Origin of the sequence: Ciceribacter ferrooxidans (assembly GCF_004137355.1) — a bacterium.
Classification (GTDB): Bacteria; Pseudomonadota; Alphaproteobacteria; order Rhizobiales; family Rhizobiaceae; genus Allorhizobium; species Allorhizobium ferrooxidans.
On record NZ_SDVB01000170.1, the window covers coordinates 588250 to 604621 of the forward strand.

The 16372-nt window shown below is 64.4% G+C and carries 18 protein-coding genes; 11 read left to right on the top strand and 7 right to left on the bottom strand.

The window, feature by feature from the left end; all coding sequences use genetic code 11:
- Window positions 1-116: 116 nt before the first annotated feature.
- The 4 genes from fabF to fabD all read right to left on the bottom strand — a co-directional run bounded on the left by fabF (window position 117) and on the right by fabD (window position 3702).
- A complete protein-coding gene (fabF, locus tag EUU22_RS07330; protein WP_129331350.1) occupies window positions 117-1373 on the bottom strand; it encodes a beta-ketoacyl-ACP synthase II in 1257 nt (418 codons plus the stop codon).
- Between the two features lie 106 nt (window positions 1374-1479).
- Complete coding sequence (locus tag EUU22_RS07335; RefSeq protein WP_027507378.1) at window positions 1480-1716, bottom strand: acyl carrier protein; 237 nt, start codon at window positions 1714-1716, stop codon at window positions 1480-1482.
- Between the two features lie 272 nt (window positions 1717-1988).
- Window positions 1989-2726, bottom strand: coding sequence for a 3-oxoacyl-[acyl-carrier-protein] reductase (gene fabG, locus EUU22_RS07340; protein ID WP_129331351.1), 738 nt, complete (start codon window positions 2724-2726; stop codon window positions 1989-1991).
- A gap of 31 nt (window positions 2727-2757) precedes the next feature.
- On the bottom strand, window positions 2758-3702 hold the full coding sequence (gene fabD / locus EUU22_RS07345) for an ACP S-malonyltransferase (protein ID WP_129331352.1): 945 nt from the start codon (window positions 3700-3702) through the stop codon (window positions 2758-2760).
- A 248-nt stretch (window positions 3703-3950) separates the two neighbouring features.
- Between fabD and EUU22_RS07350 the strand changes: the two genes are divergently transcribed.
- From EUU22_RS07350 to EUU22_RS07395, 10 genes are all read left to right on the top strand, one after another.
- A complete protein-coding gene (locus EUU22_RS07350) occupies window positions 3951-4994 on the top strand; it encodes an aldo/keto reductase (protein ID WP_129331353.1) in 1044 nt (347 codons plus the stop codon).
- 104 nt (window positions 4995-5098) lie between these two features.
- Entirely contained in the window at window positions 5099-6025 is a 927-nt protein-coding gene (locus EUU22_RS07355) for a calcium/sodium antiporter (protein ID WP_129331354.1), read from the top strand.
- 277 nt (window positions 6026-6302) lie between these two features.
- Complete coding sequence (gene rpsF / locus EUU22_RS07360) at window positions 6303-6758, top strand: 30S ribosomal protein S6 (RefSeq protein ID WP_112686884.1); 456 nt, start codon at window positions 6303-6305, stop codon at window positions 6756-6758.
- A gap of 24 nt (window positions 6759-6782) precedes the next feature.
- Window positions 6783-7031, top strand: a complete 249-nt coding sequence (gene rpsR / locus EUU22_RS07365) for a 30S ribosomal protein S18 (protein WP_028736123.1) — start codon at window positions 6783-6785, stop codon at window positions 7029-7031.
- A gap of 156 nt (window positions 7032-7187) precedes the next feature.
- Complete coding sequence (locus EUU22_RS07370) at window positions 7188-8165, top strand: DUF2232 domain-containing protein (RefSeq protein WP_129331355.1); 978 nt, start codon at window positions 7188-7190, stop codon at window positions 8163-8165.
- 24 nt (window positions 8166-8189) lie between these two features.
- Entirely contained in the window at window positions 8190-8765 is a 576-nt protein-coding gene (rplI, locus tag EUU22_RS07375; protein ID WP_129331356.1) for a 50S ribosomal protein L9, read from the top strand.
- 335 nt (window positions 8766-9100) lie between these two features.
- A complete protein-coding gene (locus tag EUU22_RS07380; protein WP_129331357.1) occupies window positions 9101-10597 on the top strand; it encodes a replicative DNA helicase in 1497 nt (498 codons plus the stop codon).
- Window positions 10598-10895: 298 nt separating this feature from the next.
- A complete protein-coding gene (locus EUU22_RS07385) occupies window positions 10896-11693 on the top strand; it encodes a transporter substrate-binding domain-containing protein (protein ID WP_129331358.1) in 798 nt (265 codons plus the stop codon).
- 68 nt (window positions 11694-11761) lie between these two features.
- Window positions 11762-12433: an amino acid ABC transporter permease gene (locus EUU22_RS07390; RefSeq protein WP_129331359.1), complete on the top strand. Its 672-nt coding sequence runs from the start codon at window positions 11762-11764 to the stop codon at window positions 12431-12433.
- Window positions 12430-13089, top strand: a complete 660-nt coding sequence (locus EUU22_RS07395) for an amino acid ABC transporter permease (protein WP_129331360.1) — start codon at window positions 12430-12432, stop codon at window positions 13087-13089. Before EUU22_RS07390 ends, EUU22_RS07395 begins: the two co-directional genes overlap by 4 nt.
- A 24-nt stretch (window positions 13090-13113) precedes the next feature.
- On the opposite strand, the gene EUU22_RS07400 is transcribed toward EUU22_RS07395, so the two are convergent.
- The 3 genes from EUU22_RS07400 to EUU22_RS07410 all read right to left on the bottom strand — a co-directional run bounded on the left by EUU22_RS07400 (window position 13114) and on the right by EUU22_RS07410 (window position 15014).
- Window positions 13114-13416, bottom strand: coding sequence for an AzlD family protein (locus EUU22_RS07400; protein ID WP_129331361.1), 303 nt, complete (start codon window positions 13414-13416; stop codon window positions 13114-13116).
- Window positions 13413-14120 carry an AzlC family ABC transporter permease gene (locus EUU22_RS07405; RefSeq protein ID WP_165351102.1) on the bottom strand — a complete coding sequence of 236 codons (708 nt, stop codon included), beginning with the start codon at window positions 14118-14120 and terminating at the stop codon, window positions 13413-13415. The genes EUU22_RS07400 and EUU22_RS07405 overlap by 4 nt, the downstream gene beginning before the upstream one ends.
- Window positions 14121-14192: 72 nt before the next feature.
- On the bottom strand, window positions 14193-15014 hold the full coding sequence (locus tag EUU22_RS07410) for an AraC family transcriptional regulator (RefSeq protein ID WP_245484933.1): 822 nt from the start codon (window positions 15012-15014) through the stop codon (window positions 14193-14195).
- Window positions 15015-15166: 152 nt separating this feature from the next.
- Here EUU22_RS07410 and alr point away from each other — a divergent pair, with 152 nt between their 5' ends.
- Entirely contained in the window at window positions 15167-16333 is a 1167-nt protein-coding gene (alr, locus tag EUU22_RS07415; protein ID WP_129331364.1) for an alanine racemase, read from the top strand.
- Window positions 16334-16372: the final 39 nt, after the last annotated feature.

The following is a 16372-nucleotide window of genomic DNA, read 5'->3' on the forward strand; positions in this document are numbered from 1 at the left end:
ACCGGCACTCCTCTTCATTTCGGTCCAGCCGCTCTTTCGCCGGACATTGCGGCGAAAACCGGTACACGGCATCCTTCCCGAAAGCGTCGTTCCGGCGCATCCGGCCCGCCGGCAGGTTATCCCTGGTAGCGACGCAGGACCAGCGAGGCATTGGTGCCTCCGAATCCGAACGAATTGGAAAGCGCGACATCGATCTGACGCTCGCGCGCCTTGTGCGGCACGAGGTCGATCGCCGTTTCCACTTCGGGATTGTCGAGGTTGAGCGTCGGCGGCGCGATATTGTCACGGATCGCGAGCGCAGAGAAGATCGCCTCGACGGCGCCGGCGGCGCCGAGCAGATGACCGATCGCCGATTTCGTCGAAGACATCGAGATCTTCGAGGCGGAATTGCCGACGAGCCGCTCGACCGCACCGAGCTCGATGACGTCGGCCATGGTCGAGGTGCCGTGGGCGTTGATGTAATCGATGTCGGCCGGTGTCAGGCCGGCGCGCTTCAGCGCCATCGCCATGCAGCGCTGCGCGCCTTCACCGTCTTCGGACGGCGCCGTGATGTGGTAGGCGTCGCCGGAAAGGCCATAGCCGACGATCTCGGCATAGATCTTGGCGCCGCGGGCCTTTGCGTGCTCCAGCTCTTCCAGCACAACGATGCCGGCGCCCTCGCCCATGACGAAGCCGTCACGGTCCTTGTCGTAGGGACGCGAGGCGCGGGTCGGATCGTCGTTGCGGGCGGTCGACAGCGCGCGGCAGGCGGCAAAGCCGGCAAGCGAAATGCGGCTGATCGGAGATTCGGTGCCGCCGGCGACCATCACATCGGCATCGCCGAGCGCGATCAGGCGCGCCGCGTCGCCGATGGCATGGGCGCCGGTCGAGCAGGCGGTGACGACCGAGTGGTTCGGGCCGCGCAGCTTGTGGCGAATGGAGACCTGGCCGGACGCGAGGTTGATGAGACGTCCGGGAATGAAGAACGGTGACAGGCGGCGCGGACCCTTGTCGCGCAGGATGAATCCCGCCTCGACGATCCCTTCGATTCCGCCGATACCGGAGCCGATCAGCACGCCGCTCGCGATCTGGTCCTCGTCGCTCTTGGGGTGCCAGCCGGCATCCTCGAGCGCCATGTCGGCGGCAGCGATCGCGTAAATGATGAAATTGTCGACCTTGCGCTGCTCCTTGAGCTCCATCCAGTCGTCGGGACTGAACGCGCCCTCGCCTTCGGTCGGGATACGGCAGGCGACCTGTGCCGGCAGGTCATCGACCTCGAACTCGGTCACGCGGCGCGCGCCGCTCTGCCCGGCCAGGAGTTTCGACCACGTCACCTCGGTTCCACACCCCAGAGGCGATACCATGCCGGTACCGGTGATAACGACCCGTCTCATAGTCCGCAGCCCACCTGTTCTTTCGGTCTGAAAACAGCAAGGCCCGCCAGGAGCGGGCCTCCGCAGGCCGGATCTAGGGCGATCCGCCTGCCTTGCATGCCAACGATCAGGCCTGAGCCTTCTCGATGAACTTTACCGCGTCGCCGACCGTCAGGATGGAATCGGCCGCGTCGTCCGGGATTTCAACGCCGAACTCTTCTTCGAAAGCCATGACCAATTCGACCGTGTCGAGCGAGTCGGCGCCCAGGTCGTCGATGAAGCTTGCGCCTTCGACGACTTTCTCGGCATCAACGCCGAGATGGTCAATTACAATTTTCTTCACGCGTTCTGCGATATCGCTCATGTCGGTTTCCTCGACCTTCTTTACATCGGGGCGCCGCGACGGTCCCCTACCCTGTATCAAACCGGCGATCGATGCTTTTGCAACCTCACCGGCAAACTCGTTCAGCCCAATCCACAACGAACAGCAACCTAGGCACAACTGCCGCCTGTCATTTCGGGGCGACTGTACACAGTCTTGGCCCGCTTAACATGCTTTAAGCCCTTCGCAAAGCCTGAAAATTACCGGCGAGAGGCTGCTCAACATGCAAATCCCGCGCACATTGTGCGCAGGCGTCAGATCATCGCCATGCCGCCGTTGACGTGAAGCGTCTGGCCGGTGACGTAGCCCGCCTCGTTGGAGGCAAGATAGAGGACGGCAGCGGCGATGTCGCTGCCGGTGCCCATGCGCTTCATCGGGATCGCCCCCATGATGGCGTCCTTCTGCTTCTCGTTGAGCTTGCCGGTCATGGCGCTCTCGATGAAGCCGGGCGCGACGCAGTTGACGGTGACGTTGCGGGTGGCGATCTCTTGGGCGAGCGACTTCGAGAAGCCGATCAGGCCGGCCTTCGAGGCGCAGTAATTGGTTTGACCCGGATTGCCGGTAACCCCGACGATCGAGGTGATGTTGATGATGCGGCCGAAGCGGCGGCGCATCATCGGATGGGTGAGTTCACGGGTCAACCGGAAGACCGCCGTCAGGTTGACCTCGAGCACGCTGTCCCAGTCCTCGTCGCTCATGCGCACGAAGAGGCCGTCCTTGGTGATGCCGGCATTGTTGACGAGGATGTCGACACCTTCGAGATCGGCTTCCGCCTTCTCGCCGAGAGCCTTCACTTCGTCGCGGTTCGACAGGTTCGCCGGAAAGACCTTGACCCGGTCGCCGAGCTCGGCGGCGAGCGCCTCGAGCTTTTCGACGCGCGTTCCATGCAGGCCGACGATGGCGCCGCGCGCGTGCAGCTGGCGGGCGATTTCCTCGCCGAGGCCGCCGGTTGCGCCGGTGACGAGAGCCTTGCGGCCGGTCAGATCAAACATGATCGCAATCCTTGTTTTTTGAAACGGGGTATCAGGCGAGAAGAGCAGCGAGCGCGGCGTCGATATCCGCCGGCGTATTGACGGCGATGCCGTTCACGGACTTGTCGATGCGGCGGGCAAGCCCCGTCAGGACCTTGCCGGAGCCGAGTTCATAGAGGGTGGTGACGCCGTTTGCGGCGAACCATTCGACCGTCTCGCGCCAGCGGACCTGGCCGGTGACCTGTTCGACCAGCAGGGCGGCGATCTCGTCAGCGGCGGTGACGGGCGCGGCGCGGACATTGGCGATCAGCGGCACGACCGGGTCCTTCTTCTCGACCTTGGCGAGCGCCTCGCGCATGGCCTCGGCGGCCGGGCCCATCAGGGCGGAATGGAAGGGTGCGGAGACAGGCAGCATGATGGCGCGCTTGGCGCCCTTGTCGGTCGCAAGGGCAGCTGCCTTTTCGACCGCGGCCTTGCCGCCGGAAATCACCAGCTGGCCGCCGCCGTTGTCGTTGGCGATCTGGCAGGGGCCGACGGCAGAAGCCTCGACGCAGATCGACTGGACGTCGCCGTGCTCGAGCCCGATGATTGCGGCCATGGCGCCCTCGCCGACCGGAACGGCAGCCTGCATGGCATTGCCGCGGATGCGCAGGAGCCGGGCAGTATCGGCGAGCGAGAAGGTGCCGGCGGCGCAGAGCGCGGAATATTCGCCGAGCGAATGGCCGGCGACGAAGGCGACCTTCGACTTGAGATCGAGGCCGCGAGCCTGCATCACGCGGATGACGGCCATCGACACGGCCATCAGCGCCGGCTGGGCGTTGGCGGTCAGCGTCAGGGTCTCTTCAGGGCCGTCGAACATGACGGAGGAGAGCTTCTCGCCGAGCGCCTCGTCGACTTCCTCGAAAACCGCACGGGCTTCGGGATAGGTCTCCGCAAGCTCCTTGCCCATGCCGACGGCCTGGCTGCCCTGGCCGGGGAACGTAAATGCCACACTCATGGTCCAATCCTTCTCGGGATTATGTTCTTCCCTGACTTTTTTCTCTCCCTTTGACGGGTTTTCAAAGGGAGTCAAGTGCAGGCCGGCCGCTTTGCCCCGCTCGCAGTGCGTTGTCCAGAGGCGGAAGAGCGGGATCGGCGTGCCGGTGCAGGCATGGAAAGAACGCGCTTGCAGTGCAGCGAAATCGACCTAGATTCGGAAGGCTATTCCCGCCCTCCGATATTCTTTCCAGCAACGGAAACGTCTTCATGAAGTACAACAAACTTGGCCGCACCGGCATCACCGTGTCCGAAATCTGCCTGGGGACGATGACCTGGGGTTCGCAGAACACCGAGGCGGAAGCCTTCGCGCAGATGGACTACGCGCTCGACCGCGGCATCAATTTCTTCGACACGGCCGAACTCTACCCGACCACCCCGCTCTCCGCCGAGACCTACGGCGACACCGAGACGATCATCGGCAACTGGTTCGAGAAAACCGGCAAGCGCAAGGATGTCGTGCTGGCGACCAAGGTCGCCGGCGCCGGACGGCCTTATATCCGCGGCGGCGAGCCGATCACCGGCGCGGCGATCCGCGAGGCGGTCGATGCGAGCCTGAGGCGGCTGAAGACCGACTATATCGACCTCTACCAGATCCACTGGCCGAACCGCGGCCACTACCACTTCCGCCAGGCGTGGACCTACAATCCGTTCAAGCAGGATCGCGAGAAGGCGGTCGCCGACATCGAGGAGAAGCTGTCCGCGCTCGACGACTGCGTGAAGGCCGGCAAGATCCGTGCGATCGGCCTTTCCAATGAGACGGCCTGGGGCACACTCAAGTATCTCGCGCTCGCGGAAAAGAAGGGTCTCCCGCGCGTGGCGACGCTGCAAAACGAATACAACCTCCTCTACCGGAGCTTCGATCTCGACCTCGCCGAGGTCTCGCACCATGAGGATGTCGGCCTGCTCGCCTATTCGCCGCTGGCCGGCGGCATTCTCTCGGGCAAATATCTCGACGGACAAAAGCCTGCGGGCTCCCGCGGCTCGATCAACGGCGATATCGGCGGGCGCTTGCAACCACGCCAGGAGCCGGCGACACGCGCCTATGTCGAGATCGCCCGCAAGCACGGCCTCGATCCGTCCGCGATGGCACTCGCCTTCTGCCTCACCCGGCCATTCATGGCCTCGGTGATCATCGGCGCGACCAGCATGGAACAACTGAAGACCGACGTCTCGGCAGCAGACCTTACGCTCTCCGACGAGGTGCTCGCCGAGATCGCCAAGGTCCATCGCTTTTATCCCATGCCGATGTGAGACCGCCCGCGGCATCACGAAGCAGGCAGAAGACGCCATTACAGGTTGCGCATGACCGTCCGGGCTGCTCCAATGGAGCGGTCTGGACGGCGAAGCGGAGCGACATGGATTACTTCCTCGTAGCGAGCGGCCTGGTCTGCCTCTATTTCGGCGCGGAATGGCTGCTGCGCGGCACCGTTTCCCTGTCCCGCCGGCTGGATATTCCGACGCTTCTCGTCTCGCTGGTCGTCATCGGATTCGGCACGTCGCTGCCGGAGCTCCTGGTGTCGCTGCGGGCCGCCTTCGCGGCCTCACCGGGCCTCGTGCTCGGCAACGTCGTCGGCTCCAACATCGCCAATACGCTTCTCATCATCGGAGTCGGTTCCGTCATCTCGCCGATGAAGGAATGGGACGGTGCCGTGCGGCGTGACGCGCTGGTGATGCTCGCCGCCACGGTGCTGATGCTCCTGCTCGTGCAGTTCAGCGCCGTCGGACGGCTTGCCGGCTTGGTGATGGTGGTTCTCCTCGGCGTCTATCTGCGGCAGGGCTACCGCAAGGCCCGGCGCGATCCGTCGACGCGCATCGTCGAGACGATCGAAGGCGAGGAACTGCCGTGGTCGCGGATCGTCATCCTGATCACCGCGAGCCTTATGGCGCTGTTTGCCGGCGCCGAACTGCTCGTTCGCGGCGCAACGAAGCTAGCCGTCGACTTCGGCGTCTCCGAGGCGGTGATCGGGCTGACGGTCGTCGCGGTCGGCACCAGCCTGCCGGAACTCGCGACCGCCGTCGTCGCGGCATCCCGCCGGCAATCGGATGTGACTGTCGGCAATGTCGTCGGATCGAACATCTTCAACATTCTTTTCATCCTCGGCCTGACGGCGCTGGTGCTGCCCGTTCCCGTGGCGCCGCGCTTTCCCCGGCTCGACGTCCCGGTGATGCTGGCCGCAGCCATCCTCCTCACGGCTGCCATCCTGCTCGACCGGCCGGTAGGCCGCCTGTTCGGGGTCGCGCTGCTCCTCTCCTACGCCGGATATCTGGCTTTCCTGACCTGAGCCGCGGTGCGTCACCGGATTTCAGCCTTGCCTTTCCCGGAAAAATCCGTATAAGCGCGCTGTTCAAAACACCCGGTCTTTCGGCTGGTGGCTGAACGGAGGGCAGGTCCTTGAACCAAGGATCGCAGGCATCGAAGGGTTGCCGGCCTCCCGTGTCTCCGCTCTCGACCGTCTCGATCAAACGCTTTTCTTGCCTGGTTTTCCAGTTCCAAGAGCAGTCGTTGAGGCTTAGCGCCGGATCCGGGTGACGACAACCGCAAGAAAGGCAAAGCTTACAATGGCTCTTTACGAACATGTATTCCTTGCCCGGCAGGATATGTCCGCTCAGCAGGTTGATGCCCTCGTCGAACAGTACAAGGGCGTCATCGAAGCTAACGGCGGCAAGGTCGGGCGCATCGAGAACTGGGGCCTGAAGTCCCTCACCTACCGCATCAAGAAGAACCGCAAGGCGCACTACGCCCTCATGGACATCGACGCTCCGGCGGCCGCCATCCATGAAATGGAACGCCAGATGCGCATCAACGAAGACGTTCTTCGTTACATGACCATCGCCGTCGAAGCCCACGAAGAAGGCCCGTCCGCGATGATGCAGAAGCGTGACCGCGACGACCGTCCGCGCCGTGAAGGCGACGATCGTGGCCCGCGCCGCGACTTCGGCGACCGTGGCCCGCGTCCGGACCGTGGCCCCCGTGAAGGTGGCTTCGAGCGTCGTCCGCGCGAAGACCGCGCGTAATTTCGAGCACAAGGAGAAAACACAATGGCTGATGCATCCTCTGCTCCGGCACGCCGTCCGTTCCACCGTCGTCGCAAGACCTGCCCCTTCTCGGGCGCGAACGCACCGAAGATCGACTACAAGGACGTTCGTCTCCTGCAGCGCTACATTTCCGAGCGCGGCAAGATCGTTCCGTCCCGTATCACTGCAGTTTCGCAGAAGAAGCAGCGCGAACTGGCCCAGGCCATCAAGCGCGCCCGTTTCCTCGGCCTGCTGCCCTACGTCGTAGCGTAATCCGACATTTCGACCCGCTGACCAATGGTCGGCGGGTCGATTTCGCCCTTCCGCGATGGGCGCGGATCGGCACCTTTGAAAACCCATGTTGGGGACCGGACCTCGCAAGTTGAATCCGGATTTTCCCCTAACTGCTTCGAAAAGCAGGACAGCGACGTGAAACAGGTGAATGCGACATTGCTGCTGACCGGCGTTCTCGCCGGCATCACCGCCGCCCTGCTGGTGCTGGGCGCGAACGCGCAGCCGTCGTTTGCCTCCCTTCTCTACGCGGCCTCCGCCCTTCCCGTTCTCATCGTCGGCCTCGGCTGGGGCAATATCGCCGCGATCACCGCCGTCATCACCGCCGCCGCCATCGGCGCGCTCGCAGTCTCGCCGCTCTTCGCCTTCGCGATGGCGATCTTCACCCTGCTGCCGGCGGGCTGGCTCAGCCATCTTGCGAACCTCGCGCGCCCGGCTTCCGAGCTCGGCGGACCGCAGAACCTGATGGCCTGGTATCCGCTCTCCGACATCCTGCTGCATCTCTGCTCGCTGGTTGCGCTCGCCGTCGTCGTCCTGGGGATCATGATCGGCTACGGCCCGGACCTGGTCAGCCAGATGGTCGACACGCTGCTGCAGTCGGTCCAGGGCGGCGAGAACCCCGCAATGGCGCCGGATGCGGCGAGCGTCGCGCAGCTGAAGCGCCTGATGCTGACCATGCTGCCGGTCGTGCAGGGCGGCACCTGGGTGCTGATGCTCTTTTCTGCCTATTACGTCGCCGTGCGGATCGTCGCCGCTTCCGGCCACGGCCTGCGTCCGAGGGAGGACATCCCGTCGGCACTCAGGATGAACCGCAACGCGCTCTTCGTCTTTTTGGCCGGCATTCTCGCGACGTTTTACGGCGGCGTGCCGGCCCTTGTCGGCGCGACCGTCTGCGGCGCCTTCGGCGCGGGTTTCCTCGTCGCCGGCTTCGCCTCCCTGCACCTGCGCACCCGCGGCAAGGACTGGCGCGTGCCGGCGCTGGTGCTCGCCTATCTCTCGGCGCTGCTTCTGCTGCCCGCCTTCTTCATTCTCGTCCTCGGCCTGTCGGACACCCGGCGGACCGTGGCGCTGACGCCGGCGCGATCCGCCGACAAACCTGACAACCGCAACACCTGAACTTGAGACTGAAAGGAAACGAAAATGGAAGTCATTCTTCTCGAACGCATCGCCAAGCTCGGCCAGATGGGCGAAACCGTGAAGGTTCGCGACGGCTTTGCCCGCAACTACCTCCTGCCGCAGGGCAAGGCGCTGCGCGCCAACGCCGCCAACAAGGCCCGCTTCGAAGCCGAACGCGCCACGCTGGAAGCCCGCAACCTCGAGCGCAAGTCGGAAGCCCAGAAGGTCGCCGACGCCCTCTCCGGCAAGTCCTTCATCGTCGTCCGCTCGGCCGGCGAAACCGGCCAGCTGTACGGCTCGGTCGCTGCTCGCGACGTCGCCGAGATCCTGGCCTCCGAAGGCTTCAACGTTTCGCGCAACCAGGTCGAACTCAACCAGCCGATCAAGTCGATCGGCCTGCACCAGGTCACCCTGCACCTGCATGCCGAAGTCGAGCTGTCTATCGAGCTCAACGTCGCCCGCTCGGCCGAAGAAGCCGAACGCCAGGCCAAGGGCGAAAGCCTGACCTCGGCTGACGCGATCTACGGCGTCGACGAAGACGCCCTGCGTCCGGAAGACTTCTTCAACCCGGAAGCCGAATTCGAAGGCGAACAGGAATAATATCCGTCGCAAGCCGGATTTGGACGCCCGGGCCACTCTGGCCCGGGCGTTTTCTTTTGCGGGGGGCGCACCGCAGAATCCCCTCCGAACGTTTCCGCCACGGTGTAGAATCAGCCCTGCCAGGCGATTCGCGCCCGCCAGCGGTACGCAAGCGGAATTCCCGCCTGTCCACGCGGAAAACCCGCCGGCCTGTGGATAAAAGGGACAACTGCCGGCATCGGCCGTCCGCCGCGCGAGCGGGCGTGGAATCGCCCGATTGCTGTTGACTATCCTGTCGTCGATCGTCAAACCGGATGGCTGTCGACGAGCACGAAAGAGGGAAACGGTAGCCCACAATGAACGACGCTGTGCGCAAGATCACGCCCCCCCAGCAGGCCGAACCGCTCTATCGCGAAGCGCCGAACAACATCGAGGCCGAACAGGCGCTTCTCGGCGCGATCCTGGTCAACAACGACGCCTATTACCGCGTCTCGGACTTCCTGAAGCCCGTTCATCTCTACGAGCCGCTGCACCGCAAGATCTTCGAGGTCGCCTCGGAGATCATCCGCATGGGCAAGACGGCGAACCCGGTCACCATCAAGACCTTCCTGCCGGCGGAAGAGAAGGTCGGCGACCTGACGGTGGCGCAGTATCTCGCCCGCCTCGCCTCCGAGGCCGTGACGATCATCAACGCCGAGGACTACGGCCGCGCGATCTACGATCTGGCACTGCGCCGCGCGCTGATCCAGATCGGCGAGGACGTCGTCAACATCGCCTATGATGCGCCGCTCGACATGCCGCCGCAGGCGCAGATCGAGGACACCGAACGCCGCCTGTTCGAGCTCGCCGAGAACGGCCGTTACGACGGCGGCTTCCAGGCCTTCAGCGATGCGGTGGCACTCGCCGTCGACATGGCCGGCGCCGCCTTCGAACGCGACGGCAATCTCTCCGGCATTTCCACCGGCATCCATTCGCTCGACTCGAAGATGGGCGGCCTGCAGCGCTCCGACCTTATCATCCTCGCCGGCCGGCCGGGCATGGGCAAGACCTCGCTTGCGACGAACATCGCCTGGAACATTGCGGCATCCTACGAGCCGGAGGTCTTGCCCGACGGTTCCTTCAAGGCCAGGAACGGCGGCGTCGTCGGCTTCTACTCGCTCGAAATGTCGTCCGAACAGCTCGCCACCCGTATCATGTCCGAGCAGACCGAGGTCTCGTCCTCGAAGATCCGCCGCGGCGACATCACGGAGCACGACTTCGAAAAACTCGTCGGCTTCTCGCAGACCATGCAGAAGGTGCCGCTCTATATCGACCAGACCGGCGGCATTTCGATCGCCCAGCTCGCCGCGCGCGCCCGTCGCCTGAAGCGCCAGCGTGGCCTCGATTGCCTGGTGGTCGACTACGTGCAGCTGATGACCGGCTCCAAGAAGGCCGGCGAGAACCGCGTGCAGGAGATCACCGAGATCACCACCGGCCTCAAGGCGCTCGGCAAGGAACTCAACGTGCCGATCGTCGCGCTTTCGCAGCTCTCCCGTCAGGTCGAAAGCCGCGACGACAAGCGCCCGCAGCTCTCGGACCTGCGTGAATCGGGCTCGATCGAACAGGACGCGGACGTCGTGCTCTTCGTGTTCCGCGAGGAATACTACGTGAAGAACATGGAACCGCGCGATCCCGCCGACCCGAAATATGCCGAATGGGAAGCGCAGATGGACAAGGTCAAGGGCACGGCGGACGTGATCATCGCCAAGCAGCGCCACGGGCCGACCGGCACCGTCAAGCTCGCCTTCCAGGCCGAATACACCCGCTTCGCCGACCTCGCCGACCCGAGTTTCACGCAGTACGAAGAGCATTGACGCGAAGGGCCGCGTGCCCATCTTTTGATCATCGAAATCCTGCATCTGCTTCTGCTGATAGCAGGCTTTCAAAGATCATCGATCTTACAGGTTGTGGTCGCGGGATGCGGCAGGGTTTCACCTTGCGCGACGGCGTCTCCGACGCCCCTGCGCGAATTCGATTGCGTTTTGTCAAATTCCCGGCCTTCCGGGGCATTTCGGCAAATCCTGAGAAACCGGACGACACTGCGTCCTTACAGGCTCGGCGAAAGTGGCACGCGGATTGCTCCTGCTGTTCCAGATAGAACAGGAGCATTTCATGCAACGCAGAACCTTCATGGCACGTGCCGTCGCCGCAGCAGCCGTCGTCGCGGCCACTCTCGCCGGACCGCTTCCAGCCCTGGCCGACGCGCTGGAAAGCATCAAATCCAGCGGCAAGCTGCGCGTCGCCGTACCGCAGGATTTCCCACCCTTCGGCAGCGTTGGCGCAGACATGGCACCAAAGGGCTACGATATCGACATGGCGACGCTGATCGCGGGCAAGCTCGGCGTCGAGGTCGAGATCGTTCCAGTGACCAGCGCCAACCGCATCCCCTATCTGCAAACCAACAAGGTCGATCTGGTCATATCGAGCCTTGGCAAGAATGCCGAGCGCGAGGCGGTGATCGATTTTTCTGCGGCTTACGCCCCCTTCTACAACGGCGTCTTCGCTCCGGCGGGTCTGGAGATCAAATCGGCCGCCGATCTCGCCGGCAAGACCGTCGGCGTGACTCGCGGCGCCATCGAGGATCTCGAACTGACGAAGGTCGCGCCGCAAGACGCCACCATCAAGCGCTACGAGGACAATAACGGCACGATCTCCGCCTTCCTTTCCGGACAGGTCGAGGCGGTTGCGACCGGCAACGTGGTCGCCGCCGCAATTCTCGAGAAGAACCCGCCGAAGCGGCCGGAACCCAAGTTCCTCATCAAAAACTCGCCCTGCTATGTGGGCCTAAACAAGAACGAACCCGCCCTGCTCGAAGAAGTCAACGGCATCATCGCCGCCGCCAAGGCGGATGGCTCGCTGAACACGATTGCCGAGAAGTGGCTTGGCACGTCGCTGCCGGCAGATCTCTGATCGACTGACCGGACACCGCCGCCCGCCTGGACGGGTGGCGGCCCATTCTGCAGACACAGGCGGGCGCCGTGCACTATATTTTCGATTTCGGCTGGGTCTGGGAATACGGCCCCATCATCTTCAACGGCCTTCTCATCACCGTCGAACTGACACTGGTTGGCGCCGTGGTCGGCGTCCTTCTCGGAGTTCTGTGCGCTTGGGCAAGGACACTCGGACCGCGAATGCTGCGCCCGCCGGTCGCCGCCTATGTCGAGCTGATCCGCAATACGCCGTTCATGATCCAGCTCTTCTTCATCTTCTTCGGCTTGCCCTCTTTGGGGGTTCGGTTTTCCGAACTGCAGGCCGCAAATCTTGCAATGATCATCAATCTCGGCGCCTACAGCTGCGAGATCATCCGCGCCGGTATCGAAGCGACGCCCAAGGGCCAGTTCGAGGCCGGGGCCGCGCTTGCTCTCAAGCCCCTGCAGACTTTCCGCCTCGTCGTACTGGTGCCGGCGTTGCAGCGCATCTGGCCGGCACTCTCCTCCCAGATCGTCATCGTCATGCTCGGATCGGCGGTTGTCTCGCAGATCGCCGCCGAAGACGTTACCTTCGCGGCCAACTTCATCCAGTCGCGCACGTTCAGGGCTTTCGAGGCCTACACGCTCTCGACAGCAATCTATCTGGCATTGGCGATCATCCTGCGCCAACTGCTCGCCCTGGTCGGCCGCCGGATATTCCCGAAAGTGCCGGCACGATGAGCGATTTTTCGACCTGGGATATCCTGCGCAATCTGTTGCTGGCCACCCGCTGGACACTGGTACTGTCCATGGTGTCGTTCCTCGGCGGCGGCGTTGTCGCGCTGGCGATCCTGTTCCTGCGGATCGGCAAGTCGAAATTCGTCCGGAATCTGGCGCGCGGTTATATCGAGCTTTTTCAGGGCACGCCGCTGCTGATGCAATTGTTTCTCGCCTTCTTCGGCCTCGGGCTTTTCGGGATCGACGTACCGGCATGGCTTGCGGCAGCGGCGGCTCTGATCTGCTGGACCGCCGCATTCCTGGCCGAGATCTGGCGAGGCTGCGTCGAATCGATCCCGAAGGGCCAATGGGAGGCCGGACAAAGCCTCGCCCTCAACCATGTCCAGCAGATGCGCCTCGTCATCCTGCCCCAGGCGCTTCGCATCGCCATCCCTCCGACCGCCGGTTTTTCCGTCCAGGTCGTCAAGGGCACGGCGCTGACCTCCATCATCGGCTTTGTCGAGCTGTCAAAGGCGGGAACGATCGTCACGAACGCGACCTTCCAGCCGTTCATCGTCTATGGCTTCGTGGCTCTGATCTATTTCGTCATCTGCTTCCCGCTGTCGAAGTTCAGCAAATACCTGGAGCGCCGTGCCGCGGTCGCCTATTCGGCTCGCTGACGATTGTAACGTCGCGGGCCGGCTTCAGAGCCCCATTGCCCGCAACGCCGCGACGGCCGCGACGCCGAGTGCGGTTGCGGCGAGCAGCGGCAGGCGGAGCGCCGCCAGCGCCGTGATGGCCGCGGCGATCGTCTCCGCCGGTCCGGTGGCGAGCGCCGTGGGTGCGACGACTGCCATCAGCACCGCCGGCGGGATCGCCTCCATCGCCCGCTTCTGCCGCCGGTCGAGCGTCAGGAAGCCGAAGAGGACGAGCCCGCCGATGCGGGTGGCGGCGGTTGCGACCGCCATGGCGAGGATCGCGAGAAGGGTCTGCGGATCGAGCGTCATGCCGTGACCTCCTTGCGCTCGGGCATGAGAACGGCCGTGGCGACACCGGCCAGTGCGCCGGCGAGGATATACCAGACGCCCGGCACGGCCGCATGCACCAGCACGGCAGAGAGCCCGCTTGCAAGGAGTACCAGTCCGGTGCGCGCGCCCTTCCAGAAATTCATGACGAGCACGATGAAGACGGCTGAGAAGACGAAATCGAGCCCGGTGACGGCCGGATCGCCGAGGAAGGCGCCGGCGAGCGAACCGGCAAGGCCGGACGCCACCCAGGCGAGGTAGAAGGGAATGACGGCGGCGGCGTACCAGAGCGGTGTGAGCGTGGCGGTCGCCGCGTGGGTTTCGGCGACCGCCCAGCCTTCGTCGGTCAGGAAGAGCACCGAAAGATACTTCCGCCAGCCGGGAAAATGCCCGAGCTTCGGCGCGAGCGACGCGCTCATCAGGACGTGGCGGATGTTGACGAGAAAGGCGGAGACGCCGAGTGCCGCCCAGCTCGCCGGATGCGTCCAGATATCCATGGCGACGAATTGCGAACCGCCGGCGAAGACCAGCGCACTCATCAGCGTCGCTTCGAGCGGCGAAAGGCCGTTGCCCGCCGCCGCCGCCCCGAAGACGAGGCCGATCGGGATCACGGCTGTAATCAGCGGCGCCATACGGCGCATGGCGGAGAAGACTTCGGCGGCGCGGCCGCCACGATGGTCCGGCATGTCAGGCATCCTGTTTGTCGATGAGACCCTGCTCATAGGCAAAGGCGACCGACGGGTCTTGAAGGAAAGTGATCAGCCCTTGCGGAACTGGCCGGGGGTGACGCCGGTGCGCGCCTTGAAATGCCGGCTGAAATGCGCCTGGTCGGCGAAGCCGCAATCGAGGGCGACATCGGCGATCGGCCGCCCGAGCCGCAAGAGGGTGCGTGCCTGCCGCACCCTTATGTCGGTCAGGAAAGCATGCGGGGTGATATGGAATTCCTTGCGGAAGGCGCGGATCAGGTGCGCGCGCGACAGGCCGGCCGTCGTCGCGAGTTCGTCGAGGCCGATGTCTTTCGCGAAATTCTCCGAGAGATGGTCGCGCGCGCGCCAGACGGCGGTACGCTCGCGCGTATCGACGGGCGAGATGCGCCGGCTGCCGTGGCGGACGAAGATCGCCGCGAGCACCGAGAACATGCTCTCCTCCGCCTCGAGCGCGCCGACATTGTCTTCCAGCGCAAGGTGCGCCCGGTGGAAGGCATGCGCCAGTTCCGGGTCGAGCGGCGTGCCGCGGGCGAAAGCGGGCGTCCCGTGGCAGGCCTTGCCGGTGACGTCTTCGAGGACATCGCGGTAGAGCGCCTCGCTCGGGTAGATCATGCGGTAGCGATAGCCGTCCGCCCCCGGCGCGCCGTCATGCACGACTTCCGGGTTGATGAGGTAGAGATGGCCGGGGCCGGTCTCCTCGCGACTGCCGCGGATGCGGGCGATCTGGCTGCCGCTTTCGATCGCGCCGATCGAGAAGGTGTCGTGGGCGTGCGGGGCGTATTCGTGGGTGCGGAAGGTGGCGCTTAGGCATTCCATGCCCGCAAAGCGGCCGTCGCGCCAGAAATTGGTGCGTTCGGCCATCGTCAGCGGCATGCCGCTCGCCGCCTCTGTCTGCGAAACGTTGTGCATCGCAAAATATTACCGCACTCGACCATTCCAGTCTTGAACAAAAGTGATAGGGTCGGGCTGTCGCCGGGTCGCCTCTCCGACCCTTCCGCTTCCCCCCATACGATGCATAGTGCCAGATGACCGCTCTCACCGAAATCCCGGAGCTTCCCGAAGACTTTCTCAACGCGCCGCTGCGGCTCACCGTCGATCTCGGCGCACTCGCCGACAACTGGCGCGACATGGCGCGGCGCTCGGGCAGCGCGCGCACTGCTGCGGTCGTCAAGGCGGACGCCTACGGCATGGGGATCGAGGACGCCGGCATCACGCTCTACGAGGCGGGCGCGCGCGATTTCTTCGTCGCGGTTCCTTCGGAAGGAGCGACACTGCGAGCCTATGCGCCGGACGCGCGCATCTTCGTGCTCTCCGGCCTCTGGCCCGGTGCCGAGCAGACCTTCTTCGACAACGACCTCGTGCCGGTGATCGCCTCCGAGGAACAGCTCGCGCTGTGGATGGCGGCCGTCTCGGAACGAGGCGACCACCCCTGTGCGCTGCATGTCGATACCGGCTTCAACCGGCTCGGCCTCAGCATGAAGGAAGCCTTCGAACTGGCCGGCGACGTATCGCGTCCGGCGAGCTTCTCGCCGGTGCTCGTGCTCAGCCATCTCGCCTGCGCGGACGACCCCTCATCGCCGATGAACCGCCGGCAACTGGAATCTTTCCGCGAGGTTAGCGCCGCTTTCGAAGGGATCGAATCAAGTCTTTCAGCTTCTGCTGGAATTTTCCTCGGGTCCGATTACCACTTCGACCTCACCCGTCCGGGCATCGCGCTCTACGGCGGCGAGGCCGTCAACGGCGTCGCAAACCCGATGCGCCCGGTCGCCAAGGCCGAGGCGCGCATTCTCCAGGTCCGCGAGGCGGCGGCGGGCGAGACGGTGAGCTATGGCGGCACCCTGACGCTTGCCCACGACAGCCGGCTCGCGATCGCCTCGGCCGGCTATGCCGACGGCTATCTGCGCAGCCTCTCGGGCAGCGGCGTTCCGCTCCGCCAGACCAACATCCCCGGCGCCAGCGGCTTCATCGCCGGCAAGCGCGTGCCGGTCGCCGGCCGTGTCACCATGGATCTGACGATCTTCGACGTCACCGACCTGCCGGATGGTGCGGTCAGGGCCGGCGACTACATCGAGCTTTTCGGCCCGAACATGCCGGTCGACGAGGTCGCCCGCGCCGGCGGCACGATCGGCTACGAAATGCTCGTCGGCCTCGGTCTTCGCTACGAGCGGCACTATCTCGAAGACGAGAATTGACCTCTGGCAAGCAGGGATTTGTTCTGCTATTGTTCTCGC

Coding starts and splice junctions, on each gene's coding strand:
- fabF (WP_129331350.1), bottom strand. CDS start 1,373: ATGAGACGGGTCGTTATCACCGGTACCGGCATGGTATCGCCTCTGGGG.
- EUU22_RS07335 (WP_027507378.1), bottom strand. CDS start 1,716: ATGAGCGATATCGCAGAACGCGTGAAGAAAATTGTAATTGACCATCTC.
- fabG (WP_129331351.1), bottom strand. CDS start 2,726: ATGTTTGATCTGACCGGCCGCAAGGCTCTCGTCACCGGCGCAACCGGC.
- fabD (WP_129331352.1), bottom strand. CDS start 3,702: ATGAGTGTGGCATTTACGTTCCCCGGCCAGGGCAGCCAGGCCGTCGGC.
- EUU22_RS07350 (WP_129331353.1), top strand. CDS start 3,951: ATGAAGTACAACAAACTTGGCCGCACCGGCATCACCGTGTCCGAAATC.
- EUU22_RS07355 (WP_129331354.1), top strand. CDS start 5,099: ATGGATTACTTCCTCGTAGCGAGCGGCCTGGTCTGCCTCTATTTCGGC.
- rpsF (WP_112686884.1), top strand. CDS start 6,303: ATGGCTCTTTACGAACATGTATTCCTTGCCCGGCAGGATATGTCCGCT.
- rpsR (WP_028736123.1), top strand. CDS start 6,783: ATGGCTGATGCATCCTCTGCTCCGGCACGCCGTCCGTTCCACCGTCGT.
- rplI (WP_129331356.1), top strand. CDS start 8,190: ATGGAAGTCATTCTTCTCGAACGCATCGCCAAGCTCGGCCAGATGGGC.
- EUU22_RS07380 (WP_129331357.1), top strand. CDS start 9,101: ATGAACGACGCTGTGCGCAAGATCACGCCCCCCCAGCAGGCCGAACCG.
- EUU22_RS07385 (WP_129331358.1), top strand. CDS start 10,896: ATGCAACGCAGAACCTTCATGGCACGTGCCGTCGCCGCAGCAGCCGTC.
- EUU22_RS07395 (WP_129331360.1), top strand. CDS start 12,430: ATGAGCGATTTTTCGACCTGGGATATCCTGCGCAATCTGTTGCTGGCC.
- EUU22_RS07400 (WP_129331361.1), bottom strand. CDS start 13,416: ATGACGCTCGATCCGCAGACCCTTCTCGCGATCCTCGCCATGGCGGTC.
- EUU22_RS07405 (WP_165351102.1), bottom strand. CDS start 14,120: ATGCCGGACCATCGTGGCGGCCGCGCCGCCGAAGTCTTCTCCGCCATG.
- EUU22_RS07410 (WP_245484933.1), bottom strand. CDS start 15,014: ATGCCGCTGACGATGGCCGAACGCACCAATTTCTGGCGCGACGGCCGC.
- alr (WP_129331364.1), top strand. CDS start 15,167: ATGACCGCTCTCACCGAAATCCCGGAGCTTCCCGAAGACTTTCTCAAC.